Annotated in this window: 21 protein-coding genes; 8 read left to right on the top strand and 13 right to left on the bottom strand. The window is 44.2% G+C overall.

The window, feature by feature from the left end:
* Positions 1–432: peroxiredoxin (locus tag AB7U21_RS03635; protein WP_428387074.1), on the top strand; the 432-nt coding region annotated here is incomplete at its 5' end.
* Positions 433–633: 201 nt separating this feature from the next.
* Here AB7U21_RS03635 and AB7U21_RS03640 read toward each other — a convergent pair.
* The 13 genes from AB7U21_RS03640 to AB7U21_RS03700 form a co-directional block, all read right to left on the bottom strand.
* A complete protein-coding gene (locus tag AB7U21_RS03640) occupies positions 634–1,251 on the bottom strand; it encodes a V-type ATP synthase subunit D (RefSeq protein WP_333787812.1) in 618 nt (205 codons plus the stop codon).
* 20 nt (positions 1,252–1,271) lie between these two features.
* Positions 1,272–2,654 carry an ATP synthase subunit B gene (locus AB7U21_RS03645; protein ID WP_428387077.1) on the bottom strand — a complete coding sequence of 461 codons (1,383 nt, stop codon included), beginning with the start codon at positions 2,652–2,654 and terminating at the stop codon, positions 1,272–1,274.
* A gap of 1 nt (position 2,655) precedes the next feature.
* Positions 2,656–4,392, bottom strand: a complete 1,737-nt coding sequence (locus AB7U21_RS03650) for an ATP synthase subunit A (RefSeq protein WP_333787810.1) — start codon at positions 4,390–4,392, stop codon at positions 2,656–2,658.
* The gene (locus AB7U21_RS03655; protein ID WP_333787809.1) at positions 4,383–4,685 is read right to left on the bottom strand and encodes a V-type ATP synthase subunit F; all 303 of its coding nucleotides are present in this window, start codon (positions 4,683–4,685) and stop codon (positions 4,383–4,385) included. The genes AB7U21_RS03650 and AB7U21_RS03655 overlap by 10 nt, the downstream gene beginning before the upstream one ends.
* A complete protein-coding gene (locus tag AB7U21_RS03660; protein WP_333787808.1) occupies positions 4,685–5,764 on the bottom strand; it encodes a V-type ATP synthase subunit C in 1,080 nt (359 codons plus the stop codon). Before AB7U21_RS03660 ends, AB7U21_RS03655 begins: the two co-directional genes overlap by 1 nt.
* Before the next feature lie 7 nt (positions 5,765–5,771).
* Positions 5,772–6,323 (bottom strand): V-type ATP synthase subunit E, encoded by a 552-nt coding sequence (locus AB7U21_RS03665; RefSeq protein ID WP_333787807.1) that lies wholly within the window; start codon positions 6,321–6,323, stop codon positions 5,772–5,774.
* A gap of 48 nt (positions 6,324–6,371) precedes the next feature.
* A complete protein-coding gene (locus tag AB7U21_RS03670; RefSeq protein ID WP_333787806.1) occupies positions 6,372–6,608 on the bottom strand; it encodes a V-type ATP synthase subunit K in 237 nt (78 codons plus the stop codon).
* Between the two features lie 4 nt (positions 6,609–6,612).
* Positions 6,613–8,559, bottom strand: coding sequence for a V-type ATP synthase subunit I (locus AB7U21_RS03675; RefSeq protein ID WP_333787805.1), 1,947 nt, complete (start codon positions 8,557–8,559; stop codon positions 6,613–6,615).
* Positions 8,552–8,878, bottom strand: a complete 327-nt coding sequence (gene ahaH, locus AB7U21_RS03680) for an ATP synthase archaeal subunit H (RefSeq protein WP_333787804.1) — start codon at positions 8,876–8,878, stop codon at positions 8,552–8,554. Before ahaH ends, AB7U21_RS03675 begins: the two co-directional genes overlap by 8 nt.
* 210 nt (positions 8,879–9,088) lie before the next feature.
* Positions 9,089–10,273, bottom strand: a complete 1,185-nt coding sequence (locus tag AB7U21_RS03685; protein WP_333787803.1) for a radical SAM protein — start codon at positions 10,271–10,273, stop codon at positions 9,089–9,091.
* A 33-nt stretch (positions 10,274–10,306) separates the two neighbouring features.
* On the bottom strand, positions 10,307–11,170 hold the full coding sequence (locus tag AB7U21_RS03690) for a polyprenyl synthetase family protein (protein ID WP_428387095.1): 864 nt from the start codon (positions 11,168–11,170) through the stop codon (positions 10,307–10,309).
* A gap of 47 nt (positions 11,171–11,217) precedes the next feature.
* Positions 11,218–11,598 carry a cytochrome c maturation protein CcmE gene (locus AB7U21_RS03695; protein ID WP_428387082.1) on the bottom strand — a complete coding sequence of 127 codons (381 nt, stop codon included), beginning with the start codon at positions 11,596–11,598 and terminating at the stop codon, positions 11,218–11,220.
* 7 nt (positions 11,599–11,605) lie between these two features.
* On the bottom strand, positions 11,606–11,734 hold the full coding sequence (locus AB7U21_RS03700; RefSeq protein WP_367121127.1) for a CcmD family protein: 129 nt from the start codon (positions 11,732–11,734) through the stop codon (positions 11,606–11,608).
* A 219-nt stretch (positions 11,735–11,953) separates the two neighbouring features.
* Here AB7U21_RS03700 and ahbD point away from each other — a divergent pair, with 219 nt between their 5' ends.
* The 7 genes from ahbD to AB7U21_RS03735 all read left to right on the top strand — a co-directional run.
* Entirely contained in the window at positions 11,954–13,042 is a 1,089-nt protein-coding gene (gene ahbD / locus AB7U21_RS03705) for a heme b synthase (protein ID WP_428387097.1), read from the top strand.
* Complete coding sequence (locus AB7U21_RS03710) at positions 13,026–13,481, top strand: AsnC family transcriptional regulator (protein WP_333787800.1); 456 nt, start codon at positions 13,026–13,028, stop codon at positions 13,479–13,481. Before ahbD ends, AB7U21_RS03710 begins: the two co-directional genes overlap by 17 nt.
* 4 nt (positions 13,482–13,485) lie before the next feature.
* Complete coding sequence (gene ahbB / locus AB7U21_RS03715) at positions 13,486–13,950, top strand: siroheme decarboxylase subunit beta (RefSeq protein ID WP_428387085.1); 465 nt, start codon at positions 13,486–13,488, stop codon at positions 13,948–13,950.
* Positions 13,951–13,987: 37 nt separating this feature from the next.
* On the top strand, positions 13,988–14,659 hold the full coding sequence (locus AB7U21_RS03720; RefSeq protein ID WP_428387087.1) for a precorrin-2 dehydrogenase/sirohydrochlorin ferrochelatase family protein: 672 nt from the start codon (positions 13,988–13,990) through the stop codon (positions 14,657–14,659).
* Between the two features lie 66 nt (positions 14,660–14,725).
* A complete protein-coding gene (gene hemA, locus AB7U21_RS03725; RefSeq protein WP_428387089.1) occupies positions 14,726–15,997 on the top strand; it encodes a glutamyl-tRNA reductase in 1,272 nt (423 codons plus the stop codon).
* A gap of 13 nt (positions 15,998–16,010) precedes the next feature.
* Positions 16,011–16,985 carry a porphobilinogen synthase gene (hemB, locus tag AB7U21_RS03730; RefSeq protein ID WP_428387091.1) on the top strand — a complete coding sequence of 325 codons (975 nt, stop codon included), beginning with the start codon at positions 16,011–16,013 and terminating at the stop codon, positions 16,983–16,985.
* A 10-nt stretch (positions 16,986–16,995) separates the two neighbouring features.
* Positions 16,996–17,623, top strand: a 628-nt coding sequence (locus tag AB7U21_RS03735; protein ID WP_428387093.1) for an aminotransferase class III-fold pyridoxal phosphate-dependent enzyme, incomplete at its 3' end; no start/stop codon positions are given.

Consider the following 17,623-nt stretch of genomic DNA (forward strand, 5'->3'; position numbering starts at 1 on the left):
CTGCCCGACCAAGATGGAAAAGAGATATGCCTGCAAGACATGAAGGGCAAATGGGTAGTATTGTATTTTTATCCCAGGGATAATACTGCCGGGTGTACAAAAGAAGCACAGGATTTTAGTGCATTTAAACCCGAATTTGAAACAGAGGGCGCAATAATAATAGGTCTCAGCAAAGACAGTATGACATCGCATCAGAAGTTCATTGAGAAAAAGGAACTTACAATCACATTGCTCTCTGATATGGAAATCACTGTACATAAGCTGTATGATGTATGGCGCCTGAAAAAATTCATGGGCAAGGAATATATGGGTACTGTAAGAACAACATTCCTCATTGATCCTAATGGCAATATTGCGAATATCTGGGATAATGTAAAGACAAAAGACCACGCTCAGAATGTGTTAGAAAAATTAAGGTCAATGAAAAAATAGAATAATTATCACCGAAGCTATAATCTGCCCGTGAGATGTAAAAATATGAGGATATAACCCATAACCAATATAAACAATGAGATGAACCAGGCCCACCTTAAAATCCGTGCCAGGTTATGGGGTTTCCCAAGTTCTGTGAAGAAACGATCGACCAAGTTGGGCCGATCATCTTCAGGTTTTCCAGATCCCATTATGAGAATTTTATCCTTTGATCTTCTTGAGCCTGAAAGTGTTCTCTCTTTCCATCTCTTCCAGACGGAGTTTTATGAAGTCCATAGATTCCTGCAGTTCAGGAATTACCTTGAACTCAAGAGCATTTACACGGCGCTTGGTCTTTTCGATATCATCGAGCAGTTTCTTCATAGTTGTTTCGATCTCTGCTGCAACGATGATGTTCTCCACCAGCTTCTCATAGGCGTCTGCGGCCTCATCAGTATAGGAACTGGTTCCCAATATACCATAGCCACGTTCCTCTATGGATTTGCGCACACTGGATGACTCGATCTTGGGGACCACAACACCCATTATGTTACGGCTTTCAAGTTCGATCTGGGGAATGTTCTGCAGGGCGAAAGCTGTGGATTTGACGGTAAAAATACCGTCAACAGCATTTGCAATACCTATTTTCTTATTTGCCACTTCATAGGCCTTGTCCAGCTCAGATCTGACATCCTTTGCTTTACTTAGGATATCGAAGAACTCAAGGATCAGTCCATCCCTCTTCATTTTGAGCAGCTTGTGGCCACTCTGCGAGAGTTTGATCTTCTTTTTGAGCTCTATAAGCTCGGACCGCGTTGGTTTAATGTCCTTTGCGCCCATGTTCGTTCACCAGGTTCCCTTTAGTTGCTCTTCTTGTGAGCAGGGTGGTACTTCTCTATGAACTTGTTGTCTACCCTCGTAAGCAGTGCTTCCGGAAGCTCTGACAGAATAGACCATGCAACGTTCAATGTATCCTCAATGGATCTGTCCTCTTCCCTGCCCTGACGCACAAACCTGTCCTCGAACAGATCTGCAAATTCCAGGATCCTCTGGTCCCTCTCAGACAATGCTTCCTTACCTACGATAGCCACCAGGCCTCTTAGGTCACGACCTTCTGCGTATGCTGCATACATCTGGTCTGAAACTGCCTTGTGATCATCCCTGGTCTTACCTGCACCGATACCGGAGTTCATAAGACGGGACAGGGATGGCAACACGTTTATGGGGGGATAGATACCTTTTCTGTGCAGTTCTCTTGAAACCACTATCTGACCTTCGGTGATGTAACCTGAAAGGTCCGGAATGGGGTGAGTTATATCATCACCTGGCATTGTAAGAATAGAGAATTGTGTAACAGATCCTTTCGTACCTTTTATGACACCTGCACGCTCATAGAGGGATGCCAGATCAGTGTACATGTACCCTGGATAACCTCTACGGCCAGGCACTTCTTCACGGGCTGCACCCATCTGACGCAATGCCTCACAATAGTTGGTGATGTCCGTAAGGATAACAAGCACATGCATATCATGTTGATATGCAAGATATTCAGCTGCTGTAAGAGCCATCCTTGGGGTAATGATACGCTCGACAGCTGGGTCATCTGCAAGGTTAAGGAACACCACTGCTCTTTCCAGTGCACCGGTCTTTTCGAAATCTTCCATGAAGTACTGTGCTTCCTCGTTGGTAATACCCATTGCAGCAAACACTACTGCAAAAGCTTCTTCTGAGCCCGGCACCTTTGCCTGTCTTGCGATCTGCAGAGCGATCTCGTTGTGCGGAAGACCGGAACCTGAGAAGATAGGCAGTTTCTGGCCTCTTACGAGCGTGTTAGTTCCATCGATCGTGGAGATACCAGTCTGGATGAACTCCTCGGGGGGCATCCTTGAATATGGGTTCATTGATGCACCGTTCACATCTATCCTGTCTTCCGGAATTATACGAGGCCCACCATCAAGAGGCTCACCGGACCCTGAAAGGATACGGCCGAGCATGTCTTTTGAAACGGGCAGCTTAACGGTCTCACCGGTAAATACGACCCCTGATTCTTCGTTCAGCCCGCCGGTACCTTCGAAGACCTGCACAACTACTATGTCAGCTGATGTATCAAGTACCTGACCTCGTTTGGTACTGCCATCCGGCAGGTTGATATTCACAAGTTCATTGTAACCCACTGGTTCGGTCTTCTCGATGAATATTAGAGGGCCTGATACCTCTACTATAGTCTTATATTCCTTGGTCATTTTAATTGCCTCCAAGCTTTGCGAACTCAGAATCCATCTTTTTCAGGACCACATCAAGTGTTTCATCGAAGTTCTCTTCAAACTTGACCTTTGCTAGTTCATCCTTAGACTGAAGGGCCAGAATATCTTTCATTGGCACACCTGCCGTAAGAGCAGTTGTTGCCATATCACTGTACTTGGAAATGGCCTTTAGCAACTTGTACTGCTTATCGAATGAACAATAAGTATCCACAGGATGGTATGCATTCTGCTGCAGGAAGTATTCACGGATCATGCGGCAGATTTCCAAGACCAGCTGCTGGTCCTCAGGAAGAGCATCAGAACCCACAAGCTGCACGATTTCCTGCAGTTCGGATTCACGCTGGAGCAAGTCCATTGCATTGTCCCTGAGGGCATTCCAATCCGGAGCTACATTCTCACTAAACCATCCTGAAAGAGAATTGGTGTAAAGACTGTAACTGGTAAGCCAATTGATGGATGGGAAGTGCCTTCTCTGAGCAAGTTTTGCATCAAGAGCCCAGAAAACCTTCACGATACGTAAAGTGTTCTGTGTGACCGGTTCGGAGAAGTCACCACCAGGTGGAGAAACTGCACCGATAACTGTAATGGAACCATTTGCTCCTGCCAGAGATTTCACATAACCTGCCCTTTCATAGAACTCTGAGAGCCTTGCTGAGAGATAAGCAGGATAACCTTCCTCACCTGGCATCTCTTCAAGCCTTGAAGAGATCTCTCTCATAGCTTCTGCCCATCTGGAAGAGGAGTCTGCCATAAGGGAAACATCATATCCCATGTCACGGTAGTATTCGGCGATGGTGATACCAGTGTATACTGATGCCTCACGGGCAGCCACAGGCATGTTGGAAGTATTTGCAATGAGCACAGTACGTTCCATCAGCGGACGGCCAGTCTTAGGGTCCTGCAGTTCAGGGAATTCGTTAAGCACATCAGCCATCTCGTTCCCACGCTCTCCACAACCTATGTAGACCACAATGTCAGTATCACTCCACTTGGCAAGCTGCTGCTGAGTAACTGTCTTTCCTGAACCGAATGGTCCTGGAATCGCAGCAGTACCTCCTTTAGCAACCGGGAAAAGACCGTCGAGAATTCTCTGACCGGTGATAAGGGGAGTCCTAGGTAAGAGCTTCTTGCTTACTGGCCTTGGTGCTCTGACAGGCCACTTCTGCATCATCTGCAGTTCAGTGCCGTCTGAAAGAACACATATAGTCTGATCAACGGTAAACTTTCCGCTTTTCATTTCAGACACTGTGCCCGATACTGTAGGAGGGACCATGATCTTGTGCTCGATGTTCTCGGTTTCCTGTACAAGACCGATGACTTCTCCACCTTTTACCTTATCCCCTATATTGACAACGGGCTTGAAATCCCATTTCTTGTCCCTGTCAAGTCCGTTAGCAGATACACCTCTCTGAATGAAATCTCCCATTTTCTCCTGGAGAACCTTCAATGGTCTCTGAATGCCGTCATAAATACTTTCCAGCAGACCCGGACCGAGTTCCACTGAAAGGGGCATACCTGTATTCTCCACAGGCTCACCCGGTTTGATCCCAGATGTATCCTCGTATACCTGAACTGTGGCCTTGTCACCTTCGATCCTGATGACCTCGCCCATCAATCCTTCGTGACCAATTTTGACCACATCGTACATCTTTGGCTTGATACCGGTAATAGTAACGACTGGTCCAGCCACACGATAAATTTCACCTTTTATTTCCACAGATCTACACCTACCGATTGTTTTATCTTTTCCCTTAAATTCGAACTTTGACCACTACCTCCCAGAGTAACAACAGTCGGTTCAACAGATTCATTGATCGTGTTCCTCAACATCTCCGGTAGTTTGGACAGGTCATCTCCATGTAACACAAGTATTCCGATATCCCTATCCTCAAGCACCTTTTTTACAGTAGGTTCAAGTTCTACATGGTTATTAACTTCAAAGATCTTCCTAATTCCAGCCAGCCTGAATCCAGTGACAAACTCGCTGCTACCTACCACTGCAAGCTCCATCAGATCACCAACTGATTCTTAATTTCTTCATCACTCAGACCAACTGCCTTCCCACGAATGATCATGCGCAGATTGCTGACCTCATTTTCTTTGCTAAGAATATAGTCCATAATAGGTACAATAGAAAGGGGATAAACATGCGAGAAGCTTTCTGCAGATTTTAGCCTGAGTTTCTTGAGCCTTGTTTCAACATATATAAGAGAATCCATTTTGGATCCACAACAATCAGATATTTCTTCCCAGTAAGGAGTATTCTCCAGTTCCACAAGGAAATCCTCGAAGGATAAAGAAAGCATTTTCTCCATTTGTTTGATGTTTAGCTTGAGTCCACCTTCTATTAAAAGATCTGCAGTCGACGGATCTGTGATGCCATACTTCTTAAGCCTGAACAAAGTCACAAGGTTCTTTAGGTCGATGTCTGTCCGGATGAATTTACTGAAAAGTTTCCTATCTTTGGATTTTGGATTTCCTATGGCTTGGAACAAGTCATAGTAATACTTCTTATCAAGACGGTTCTCTATCTCCGACAGGTTCGTTCCATTATAATCCTTCAAAATCGGGTAATACTCAGTTGTAGACAATGCCGCAATGACATCCTCATATGTGGATTTCGCAGCCAATTCCGAAGTGAAAGTGTAAGTAAGGCGGCCTGCTGTGACAACTGCTTCAAGGATATCATCTGTTGATGCATTACAATGTTTTCCACGAAGGATGGTCTTGATGTTCCAAATATCATATTTCTTTAAGTATTCAGATATGAGGAAATTCAGTTCGCCTTCTGAAATACTGAGTAGCTTAGTGAAGGTCACCGCCAGGTTCCTGTTCAGTGAATGCTCAATAAGGTCGACACCTTCATACAATCGTGCAAGTTGATCAACATCCTCTTTGTATTCGACCTCTTGAATGAACCTTGTGATCTCAGCGATCTGCATGTTCATTAGCCTCGGATATGTTTCCCTGGGAAGTAACTTGCTTTTCATTGCACGTACACGTGCCGTAGTGTATGCATAGTTGGAATGCCCTTGAGGCCGTGACTTCTGGGAATTCATCCCACGCTTCAATCTCTGCAACAGCCGCATTTAAGAATCACCCGAATAAGATGTCAGATGTCTGTTTCAAAAACTGCTCGTTCACGCTTTTCAGGATCACATCATAGGTATAATCTAGACGGATGGTTCCATCCTCGTTCTCTATGACCACACCACCTGCACAATTAATGTTACCGGCATATTCCAGTGAGGATAGTTCCCTTACGAGTTTTTCTGATTTCGCATTGGAGTAAATCCTCTTACCTTTAGATTCATTGTTCATAAGGATAATTTTCAACAATTCCTTATCCTTAGCTTCCGGTAATGAAGAAATTACTTCAAAGGAACGATCATAAACTTCTTCAAGTGTTCCCTTGCGTGCATTGAGCAAAGTGCGTTTCACTTCAAGATTTGCACTTGATATCTCTTGCTGCTTCATCCTTTTGATATCATCTTCAGCTTTTGCAAGACTTTCGCCCATGATGCGCTTAGCTTCGTCTTTAGCTTCCTCGATAATATGCAAGACTTCAGCATCGGTCTCCGCTTTTATTCTGGACACCTCAGCATTGGCAGCATCCATGATATCTTTAACAACAGTTTCAAGTCCCATGCTCAACACCTTTAAAGAATTTAAGAGCAAATGTGCTCTTAAATCGGCTTAGCTGATCAGCAGTGCAACTACCAGACCAAAGATAACGATGGTTTCTGGGATAACGGTCAATATAAGACCCTTACCAAAGAGTGCCTCGTTCTCTGCCATTGCGCCTACGGCTGCACTACCGATATCTTTTTCCGCTATACCTGATGCTATTCCTGTAAGACCTACTGCAAGTCCTGCACCAATTGCCTTCAACCCTGCTGGGTCCATTACTGCTGCTGCTGTTTCTACTGCCATTAAATTATTCCTCCGTGTATTTTCTTATATATCCAAATGGATCATATTTACGTCCGCCTCCCTCGTAGAACTTTCCGAAGAATTCTACGTACTGCAATCTCAAAGCGTGCAGTCCGGGGGCAATAATACTCAGGACAGTGTTTAAAGCATGCCCGAATATGAATACAAGTATTGCACCCACCGTCATGGGTCCGAATTTCTCAGGCCACATCATCTCAAATGCGATCATGTTGACAGTTGATGCAATATAGATAGAAGATAATCCTACAGCTATCAAACGAGTGTAGGATAAAGAGTTACTAAGTAAGGACGGTAATTCCACAGGTCCCTTGATACCTTCGCCTTTGAGCAACATCACAAAACCTACAAGGAATACAATTATACCTGCATATACCATTGCAGATGGCAGAACTCCGGTATATCCAAGAGCTCCGAGCAGTATTCCAAGCTCAATTACCATCCAGCTGCCCTTCTCCATAAAAGCTGCGGAAAAACCATGTTTTCTGTTCTCGTTTATGAATCCCAGGATGTATCCTATATTAATGTGGATCACACCTATCAATGCAGTAAGTACGATCATTGTCATTACGAGATGAGTCCTGTGTATGGGATAAGTGATCATCTCTCCGCCTACAGGAGAAGCAAACAGGTCGATGGTATTAAAACCAGGGATCAGACCAGCCTCGATCTCCCCGTGAGATACGATACCCGCAAGAGGGAATCCGAGGAATTCGCCATAAAGGACACCAAAGATCAACGTCGAGATCTGACAGTAGATCAGTATGTCCATGAGAGGCTTTACTGCATCAGATTTTACTGCTTTCTTGATGATAAAAGCAAGTGCCATCAGGATAAAGGCATAACCAATGTCACCAAGGATCATTCCGTAGAACAATGGGAAAGTGATGAATATGAGACTAGTAGGATCTAATTCCTTATATCTGGGACGTGCATACAGGTTCATGATCTCCTGCAAAGGTCTGACGATCTTGGGATTATCGTACTCTACAGGAACAATTGGTTCCTGTTCATGCTCGATCTCCTGCTGCGTTACGAACACACGATTCTGGGTTGTTCTGGAAACAGCTCTTTCAAGTTTATTATAACTGTCAGAAGGAACCCAGCCCTCTATAAGGAAAGTGCTTTCAGATGTGGCAATATGCAGGGGAGCTTCAGATTTATCTGCCTTGATAGAGAGCACCTCATTACTTGCCAGGATGAAGTCTTTATATTTATCCTTAAGCGCTGTGATATCTGCATCTATTCCTTCTATCTGCTTGAGAAGGTCTGTCCTCTCTGCATCTATTTTAGAGAAGATTTCCGCCGGCATACCTTGCTGATCAGGAACTTTAAGTTCCCTGTACTCAAAATCGGGAAGAACCTTAGAAATATCTTCTGCATACTTTTTAGGCACAAAGAGCACAATAGTTCCTGATTTAGAGTTTGAATACAATTCATAGGATCCAGTTATGCTTGATATCTCAGTTTCAATATTTCCCTTCACAACACCAGAAAATACTGCCAAGCTGTCATACCCTCGATATAGAGCAAGATCAAGCGGAATATCTACAAAAGGCAACAGATCTTTCTTGAGGGATTCGATCTCCTTGGTCCTTGCTTCCAATCCATTCTTCCGTTCGATCCTTGCAGAAACTTCCTTGTCCAAAACTTCAAGAGTGGGATCGAGGTCATGCAAAAGAGTGGAAGCCTGTTGTTTTTTAGAAGGTTCGTTCTTAACTTCAAGGAAGCTGGCTATAGATCGAATCTTGATCAATGTCTTAGAAATAGAATCTACATCACCAAAGGGCTTGCCGATCTTAAGACCTGAATCGTCCTCAATATAGTCCTCTATCTGGAACAGATTTGTTTGATGAAGGACCTCAATGGTTTCTTCAAGAAGATCCTTGTGGCCAATAATTAAAGCACGACTCATTTGTCTTGGCTTAAGCATGGACCGCCCTCTCAAATTCTTTTATGAGGTTCTCTACTGCCTGATCGACTTTTGCCTTTGCATTCTTAGCTACAATGTTTGCTTCCTCTTTACCTTGTTCGATGATTTTCTGCTTTTCGGAAGCAAGCTCATGTTCTGCAGATCTGAGAGTGCTCTGAGCCGACTTATGAGCATCCACCTCAGCCTGTTTTATAATCTCTCTGGCCTCAACACGGGCTTTGGAAATGCGATCATTCTTCTCCTTAATGGCACCGTCCACCATATCCCGCGCATTGGTTTCTGCTTGTTTGATTTCTGATAAGATTTTATCTTTGGCCATGCATAATCCTCATGCAAAGGTGATTACTAATTCGCTTGATGTGATAAGATACCCACTGTAATTGTAACTTTGAATATAAAGTATTCGGTTTCATGAGCCCCACCAAACTTAAATATTATATAATTCAATTCATATATATTGTGCAATATTGAAGTGCAAAAAGATATCAGAGGATGATATCCCAATGTAATGGACAACATCCTTTTTCTGTTAAGGCCTATCAAGCCGTAATGGCAATGAGGCATCTTTGGGGATAACATGAATGTATTTTTGCCTGAACCTCTGGTCCCGCATCCTGCAAAAATCTGCATTCTTCCTGTACGCTTCATGTTGCCCCATCCGCTTCCAGATAGTATCCAGCCCTTCCTCCGCTATATTCCCAAAAGAGAAAGGAGTATAAGCACAGGGAAGAACATCTCCTCCCGCTGTGACATGCATCCATCTTCTGCCAGCGAAACAACCGAACTGATCAGGTCCCATGAAATATGGAAGAGCTGTCACTCTTGGACCACTTGGCTTTGTGTTCTTTTCCTTCTGGAACCTTCCCAGCATCTTCACATCTGAGTCTGAAATGACCTCATCCTCGTGTTCCAGCCAACGCCCAACTGCAACGATCTCATAGATGGACAATTCATGCATGCCCAGGTTTTCAGCAAGCCCGTAGAAATCCTCAAGTTCATCGATGTTGTGAGGTGAAACAACTACGAACATATCAGCTAACATGCCTGCTTCCAGAGTATTCTTAATTCCATCTAAACTGTCCTTAAAAGCTCCCTCACGCCCTCTAACCCGGTCATGTTCCTCTTCCCGGGGACTATCAATACTTATATGCGTGGCATAAAGACCAGCAGCCTTCAGATCCTTCGCCCTTTCTTCTGTAAGCCTGAAACCGGAAGTAAAGCAGGTAACAATAGCTTTGTTCTTGTCCACGGCCTTTACCATTTCAGGGAGATCATTGCGCATCATGGTCTCACCGCCATCAATGGAAATATGGTAAGAACCAAGTTCAATAGCCTGCGATACTGTACAGTTGATCTGCTCGATGGTAAGTTCGGTCTTTGTAACGATATCAGCAGCCCCACAGTGTATGCAATTATTAGGGCACCTGGAAGTGATGCCAATGGAAAACTGATCCGGAACCCTTTTTTTGAGAATAGAGCTTATTTCTGCACTGATGAGCCTGTTGAACACATCACCCGGTACAGGGGGGACCCACGTTGAAAAAACGATATTCTCATCATCTGCATATATAGGCTTCTCTTCCTGAAAGATACCATTGATCCTGCTGATAATTGGTTTAGCAATAGGATTTAATGGCCCTTCACTTTCAAGCACTACTTTCCCATTCTCGATACCAGCATCTATTCTGATAACCGATCTATCGTATACTCGCATCCATTCACCTGAAATTTAAATTAATAGGAGATTTCATATCTTGCCTGGGAGCAGGTCAACTGTTATATAATCAGTTATCAGCAGCAATTTTTCCCTTGCAGGACATGGCCTGAAAGTGCTTAACAGGTCTTTGGCAAAACCCACATACCTGTGAACCTCTGCAATGGTCCTTTTTACTGCCTCTTCACGTCCCAGAGCACGATTGAATATCTGAGGTAATGTAACTGATTCTTGTGTGGACTTTTTGTCTTCAAGTTCTTCAAGGAACTCCAGAAGATCATCAACTATCTGGTATGCTATGCCCACATTCTCTCCGAATGCATGGAATCGCAAAGCTTCATCCTTACTGCATCCTGCGATATATGCTCCTATCGCTGCACTGGATGCAAAAAGAGAAGCTGTTTTTTTATTAATGCAATCGAAATAGTTCTTCTGCCTGAATTCCTCGTTCACACTTTTTATATCTATCGTTTCCCCTTCAGCCATGTACATTCCTGCACTTCCGAACTCATAGACTGCATCATGCCCATAGGAAGAGATGAGTGTTATCGCCTTAGAGATGAGAAAATCACCACAAAGAAGTGCCGCTGCAACTCCATATTTCTCATGGGCCGAAGGCATTCCCCTTCTTAGGATACCACCATCAAGAAGATCATCGTGGGTCAGAGAAGCTGAATGTATCAGCTCAATGGCCAGTGCAGCATCGATACTCTTATTCATATCTCCGCCACATACTTCTGTGGAAAGCATTAGGATGAGAGGTCTTATTTTTTTTCCACCAGAACTGCACACGTGATTTAACATCTTCTTCATCTGAGAAGACTCAGCCATCTTGTGGATAAGACCGGCAAGTGCTAGATTGATCTGCCTGTACTCCTCAAAATCCTCGACTCTCATCATAATTTTACCATATCCGCTATCTTGCTTTGCCCATTCAAATAACATTACCCAGTATATTTAGATGGGCATCCCATCACTATCTGGTGCGCTTCTATCTTCTGAGCAGAAACCATGGTCCCGCTCAGACTGATACCCTGCCCTTCAGCAAAGCTTGCAGGCAAATCACCGGTATACTCTACCTGGATCTCAGAAACATGATCCTCCACATCTACCAGTAAAAAAGTAATAATGCCTGGTGCTACCTGTAAAGTCCCGTTCTTTATGTTGCCCATGGTATTGACCTCATTCCCTATATGTGATTGGGGATCATTTGTCAATTCGGATACCATTGAGTAACCCTGGGAAAAATCAACTCCCCACAGACCAATTACCACAACCAATGTCACGAACAGGATAGCTACAATGGTTTTTTGCTGTTTTTCCATACCTAACTCAATTCCTGCCCACTTTCTTAAGTATGTTTATCTCACGTTGCAAATGGGAATAAGTCCTAATCATGCGAAGGATATATAAAAGTATAACTATCCAGGTTATAAAGAAGGCAACAACGAAAGCTTCCACATTAACACCTTTATTGCATGCTGATCATCTGTGAACAAATGCCCATACTTCATAGTTACATGTCCGCGTCTTTAAGCAACACAACTAATTATTAATATGGGTTAGTGAGTATAGACACATCCTATTTAAGTCGATTGTCATAAGATATGGAAGTGCTAAAGATAGGCACTTAAATTTATGGATTTAATGCTGAAAATAAATGAAATCTTTGAGATCAATATGGAACAAAATATCGAGCCTTCTTTCAAACCTCCCAGATTAATTGCGTGGGAACTGACCGCTGGCTGTAACCTTTCTTGTAAACACTGCAGAGGGTCCTCCACTTCACAGATACCTGAAGGAGAGCTTGACACTAAGGAAGCGAAACATTTCATAGACGAGATAGTGGAAATGGGCAATCCCATTTTGATCCTTAGCGGTGGTGAACCTCTTGTAAGAGGAGATGTCTACGAACTAGCACATTATGGTACCGAAAAGGGACTAAGGGTTGTGCTTGCCACAAATGGTACACTTGTCACCGAAGAGGTTGCAAAGCAGCTTCTTGAAGCAGGCATCAAAAGGGTGAGCGTAAGTCTCGATGGCGCTACTGCAAGTTCACATGACGATTTCCGCTGTGTTCCGGGTGCTTTTGAAGGTTCCATGAGAGGTATAGAAGCACTTAAAAAAGCAGGTATAGAATTCCAGATAAATACTACTGTTACAAAAAGGAATGTTGATGAGATACCCCATATCCTTAGAATGGCAGAGGATATCGGTGCAGAGGCTTTACATATATTTTTGCTTGTACCCACCGGCCGGGGTAAAGAACTGGAAAATGAAGAGATACCTCCTGTTGAGTATGAGCGTGTCCTTAACTGGTTCTATGACCAGCAAAAAACAACACCTATCCAGTTGAAAGCAACATGTGCACCTCATTATTTCCGTATAATGCGCCAGCGTGCCAAGAAAGAGGGTATTGATGTCTCGATCAAAACGCATGGATACGAGGCAATGACAAAAGGTTGTCTTGGAGGCACCGGTTTTTGCTTTGTTTCCAGTACAGGTGATGTGTATCCCTGCGGATACCTTCCAGTGCTTGCAGGTAACATAAGGCAGCAGCCCTTCAGGGAAATCTGGACAGATGCACAGGTATTCAAAGACCTGAGAGATACTTCAAAATTGAAAGGCAAATGTGGCAGATGCGAATTCAAGAATGTATGCGCAGGGTGCCGGGCACGAGCTTATGCAGCTACTGGAGACTACCTCGCCGAAGAACCATACTGTATTTACATACCCAAAAACGAGGACTCACATGATCCGGCTAGATGAAACAGATAAGAAACTGCTCAATCTTGTACAACTGGATTTTCCACTTGATGCACACCCTTTCAGGATACTGGCAGATAAGACAGGGATCTCTGAGGACGAAGTGATCAAACGCATGCAACGCCTTCTGGACGAAGGAGCTGTAAGGCGTATAGGACCTATTATAAACAGTAAAGAGACCGGTCGTGTAGGTACGCTTGTTGCGTTGAAAGCCCCGGAAGAGAAAATAGAACACATTGCAGAACTAATAAATTCCTATCCTGAAGTATCACACAACTACCTGCGCCCCGGGGATTACAATGTATGGTTCACACTCTCCGCATCCAGCAGTGAACGCCTGCAGGAAATACTCGAGGAACTGAGGCAGGAGATCCAATGCCCAATGATGGACCTGCCAACCACCCAGCTGTTCAAAATAGGAGTTAAGTTCAAGATAAAGTGATACTATGGAAATGACAGATATTCAAAAACAGATACTTATCCTGACACAGGAAGGTATACCCATCACTTCATCACCTTATCAAGATATTTCACAACAGCTTGACATAACCGAGGAAGAAGTTGTTAAGCAGATCAAGTTGATGAAAGAGCTGGGTATTATCAGAAGATTCGGCGCCTCCATAGGACATCGGGATATCGGCATCATTGCTAATGCAATGTGCGTCTGGAACGTTCCCGATGAAGATGTAGAAGATGTGGGTAGACTAATGGCAACCATAGATGATGTGACACATTGTTATGCCCGCCCCCGTCATCCGGGCTGGCCGTACAATATTTTCACAATGGTCCATTCGTATTCCCGTGATGACTGTCTGGCCATTGCCGAAGAAATATCAAAGCTTACAGGGATAGATGACTATAAGGTCATGTTCAGTGAAAAAGAATTTAAGAAGATTGGCATAAGACTTTAGTAACATCATAGATCCCGGTATAAAATAGGAGAATAACATGCCAGAGAACAAACGATTTCTTCCGCTGATGGTCGACCTGCACGGCAGAACAGTGGTGATCTTTGGCGGAGGCTCCGTAGGGGAAAGAAAGGCAGAATTGTTCAGCGAATATGCAAATACGATTGTGGTCAGCAGAAATTTCTCTCACAGACTCAGTGAACTCCACGATCAAGATCTTGTAACCCTGATACGAGCGGATGCAGGCACGCTTTCGGACAAAGAGATCATAGAGCTGATAAGCAGCTCTTTTCTAGTTATACCTGCAACCAGTAACAGACAAATAAACGATAGGATCACATCCATTGCAAGGTCCCTGAACATATTGACAAATCAGGTAGACATCATAGGCGAAATTACGATACCAGCTGTGATCCATAGAGGAGATCTTGTAATAGGTATTTCCACTACTGGTTCAAGCCCGGCTTTTTCAAGATATGTCCGTCAGAAAATCGAAAAGGTCATTACCCCCGAATACGAACAGATGATAATACTGCAGAACGATATCAGAAACTACCTAAAGGAACATGTGGAAGAACAAAAGCATCGCAGATCGATCCTCTGGAAAGTACTGGAAGATCCGATGGTCTGGGAAGATATCGCTGGATCATACGAAAAAGCGTATAAGAGAGCATATGATATAGTACAGGAACAAATCAATAAGAAAGATTGATATCATGGAACCACACTCCCATATCTCAGAAATGGAGCCGCCCATTAGCAACGATGGAGGTACACATTGACTGAGATAAACAGCATGGTGATAACCCATTCCAAAGCCAGTATCGAAGAAATGGAAAGGTCCTGGAACGGTGACCTTGAAGAAGTGCTCAGGAACCTTTATTCCAATGAGTTCGTCCACGAATGTGTGGTAATGAAGACCTGTAACCGTATAGAGATATATGTGGTTTCCCCGAAAGGCAGCAGTGTGCTGTTCAATTTTGCAAAAAGTATGGCTTTTCCCTTACAGGTGGTCGAGTTCCTGGACCACAACGAATCACTCTTACACCTGCTTCGGCTGGCTTGCGGACTGGAATCCATGATAGTCGGTGAGGACCAGATCCTTGGCCAGATAAGAGATATGTACCTGCTAGCAAAAAAAATAGGTACGACCGAAAGAATGCTTGATACGGCCTTCAGCAAAGCCATACAGGTAGGTAAGCGCGTCCGCACGGAAACGGAAGTGAACAGAGGTGCGGTATCTATTGGCTCAGCTGCAGTCGATCTGGCTGAAATGGTGTTTGGAGGCCTGGAAGGAAAAATGATCCTCGTGATAGGCACCGGGGAGATGGGAACTCTTGTGACCAGGGCGCTTGCCCATAGAGATATGGACCTGATATATATAGCGAACCGTACTTTTGAAAAAGCCCGAGATCTGGCCAATAGCATGGGAGGCCATGCAGTGCGTTTTGAGAACCTGGCCGAAAATGTACGCAAGGCAGATGTAGTTATCAGTGCCACATCAGCACCGCACTATGTACTTAAAAGATCATTGATAGAAGAGATCATGAAAGACCGGGAAAGGGACCTACTTCTCATCGATATCGCCAACCCGAGAGATATTGAATCTAGTGTTGCAGAGATAGAGCATGTCAAACTCTACAATATCGATAATCTAAGGATCATAAACGAAAGGAATCTTGCACAACGCAAGGAAGAAGCGAAGAAGGCAGAAAAAATAGTTGATGAGGAGATGTGCTTGCTTCTGAAACAGTACAAGCAGCAGAAAGCCGACCACATAGTTTCTGCCATTTATGCCAATGTGTATAATGTAAGAAAGCAGGAAAAAGAACGTGCAGTAACTAAACTGCGCGCCTACCACACCATTGGTGAGATAGAGAACAAAGTGCTGGATGACCTTACACATTCAATTGTCAATAAGATATTGGCAGAGCCTACAAAAGTACTGCGCAACGCTGCAGAAATGAACGATGATGATCTGCTGGATGTGGTCTCAAGGTTGTTCAATATTGATAAGATCCCGGAAAAGAATAAAAATAAATGCAAATAACAGAAGTGATCAAATGTTCCCACAGGTTAGGATGAGAAGGCTAAGAAGCGGCAAGATAAGAGATATGGTCCGTGAAACCTCAATTTCGGTCGATGACCTTATCTATCCCATGTTCGTGGACGAAAATATCGATTCACCACTGGCAATGTCCTCAATGCCAGGAATCTCCCGGCTTCCCGTAGATATGGCAGCAGATGATGCTAAAGAAGCAGCAGACCTGGGGATTCCTGCAGTGATACTCTTTGGGATACCTTCCACAAAAGATGAGGAAGGCAGCAGCGCATGGGGCCAGGATGATGTAGTACAGCGGGCGGTGCGCGAGATAAAGAGCGAGCTTGGAAAGGATATGTATGTTATAACAGATGTATGCCTGTGCGAATATACAAGCCATGGCCATTGTGGCGTAGTTGATATGGAACATGAACAGATATTGAACGATCCCACACTTCCCCTGCTTGGAAAAACTGCAGTAAGTCATGCAATGGCCGGAGCAGATATGGTAGCTCCTTCCGGAATGATGGATGGTATGATAACTGCAATAAGAGATGCACTTGACAAAAGTAACTGTAGTGATGTGCCTATAATGTCATATGCTGCGAAGTATTCTTCTGCTTTTTACGGACCTTTCAGGGAAGCAGCTGATTCCGGATATTCGTTTGGCGACCGTTCCAGCTACCAGATGGACCCTGCAAATTCTGATGAAGCAATAAGGGAAGCAGAACTGGATATATTGGAAGGGGCTGATGTCATTATGGTAAAACCCGCCCTTCCTTACCTCGACGTACTCTATCGCATCAAGACAGAGTTCAAGATGCCCACTGCTGCATACAATGTCAGCGGGGAGTTCGCAATGCTGAAAGCTGCTGCACGTTTGGGCTGGCTGGATGAGAATAAGGTCATGTATGAATCCCTGCTTTCCATCAAAAGAGCAGGAGCAGACATGATACTGACCTATTTTGCTAAGGACCTTGCAAGGATGTTAAAATAATAGAATGGTGATGTTAATGGAATTGGCAAGATCAGAGAAATTATATGAGAAAGCACGAAAACTAATACCAGGTGGAGTTAGCAGTCCTGTCAGGGCCATAAAACCCTTTCCATTTTATACATCATCTGCCTCTGGATCGAAGATAACCGATGCTGATGGCAATGAGTACATAGATTTCTGCCTTGCATACGGGCCAAAGATACTTGGACATGCCAACCCAAAAATAAAGCAGACTATCATCGAACAGCTTGATAAGGGCTGGTTGTACGGCACTCCCACGGAACTGGAGATCAAGCTTGCGGAAAGGATAGCAGGGATATACCCCAGCATAGATATGGTAAGGTTCGTGTCCACCGGTACTGAGGCTACTATGAGCGCACTGCGTGTTGCCCGTGGTTTTACCGGCAGGAACAAGTTCATCAAGATAGAAGGCGGTTTCCATGGAGCACATGATGCAGTGCTCGTTAAAGCCGGTTCAGGTGCCACCACTCTGGGAAAACCCGACTCTCTGGGAGTACCTGAAGACTTCACAAGGAATACATTGCAGGTGCCTTTCAACGATATAGAGGCACTTACACAGGTCATGGAAAAGTACGGAAAAGATATTGCAGCTTTCATACTGGAGCCCGTGATGGGTA

Origin of the sequence: Methanomethylovorans sp., from assembly GCF_050177135.1 — an archaeon.
Lineage (GTDB): Archaea > Halobacteriota > Methanosarcinia > Methanosarcinales > Methanosarcinaceae > Methanomethylovorans.

Bases quoted from the DNA above. Each gene is read 5' to 3' on its own strand.
- AB7U21_RS03710 (WP_333787800.1), top strand. From the start codon at position 13,026: ATGATCCGGCTAGATGAAACAGATAAGAAACTGCTCAATCTTGTACAA.
- AB7U21_RS03695 (WP_428387082.1), bottom strand. From the start codon at position 11,598: ATGGAAAAACAGCAAAAAACCATTGTAGCTATCCTGTTCGTGACATTG.
- AB7U21_RS03655 (WP_333787809.1), bottom strand. From the start codon at position 4,685: ATGGAGCTTGCAGTGGTAGGTAGCAGCGAGTTTGTCACTGGATTCAGG.
- AB7U21_RS03645 (WP_428387077.1), bottom strand. From the start codon at position 2,654: ATGACCAAGGAATATAAGACTATAGTAGAGGTATCAGGCCCTCTAATA.
- ahaH (WP_333787804.1), bottom strand. From the start codon at position 8,878: ATGGCCAAAGATAAAATCTTATCAGAAATCAAACAAGCAGAAACCAAT.
- AB7U21_RS03665 (WP_333787807.1), bottom strand. From the start codon at position 6,323: ATGGGACTTGAAACTGTTGTTAAAGATATCATGGATGCTGCCAATGCT.
- ahbD (WP_428387097.1), top strand. From the start codon at position 11,954: ATGGAACAAAATATCGAGCCTTCTTTCAAACCTCCCAGATTAATTGCG.
- AB7U21_RS03690 (WP_428387095.1), bottom strand. From the start codon at position 11,170: ATGAGAGTCGAGGATTTTGAGGAGTACAGGCAGATCAATCTAGCACTT.
- hemB (WP_428387091.1), top strand. From the start codon at position 16,011: ATGTTCCCACAGGTTAGGATGAGAAGGCTAAGAAGCGGCAAGATAAGA.
- AB7U21_RS03685 (WP_333787803.1), bottom strand. From the start codon at position 10,273: ATGCGAGTATACGATAGATCGGTTATCAGAATAGATGCTGGTATCGAG.
- AB7U21_RS03720 (WP_428387087.1), top strand. From the start codon at position 13,988: ATGCCAGAGAACAAACGATTTCTTCCGCTGATGGTCGACCTGCACGGC.
- AB7U21_RS03660 (WP_333787808.1), bottom strand. From the start codon at position 5,764: ATGCGGCTGTTGCAGAGATTGAAGCGTGGGATGAATTCCCAGAAGTCA.
- ahbB (WP_428387085.1), top strand. From the start codon at position 13,486: ATGGAAATGACAGATATTCAAAAACAGATACTTATCCTGACACAGGAA.
- AB7U21_RS03675 (WP_333787805.1), bottom strand. From the start codon at position 8,559: ATGCTTAAGCCAAGACAAATGAGTCGTGCTTTAATTATTGGCCACAAG.
- AB7U21_RS03670 (WP_333787806.1), bottom strand. From the start codon at position 6,608: ATGGCAGTAGAAACAGCAGCAGCAGTAATGGACCCAGCAGGGTTGAAG.
- AB7U21_RS03640 (WP_333787812.1), bottom strand. From the start codon at position 1,251: ATGGGCGCAAAGGACATTAAACCAACGCGGTCCGAGCTTATAGAGCTC.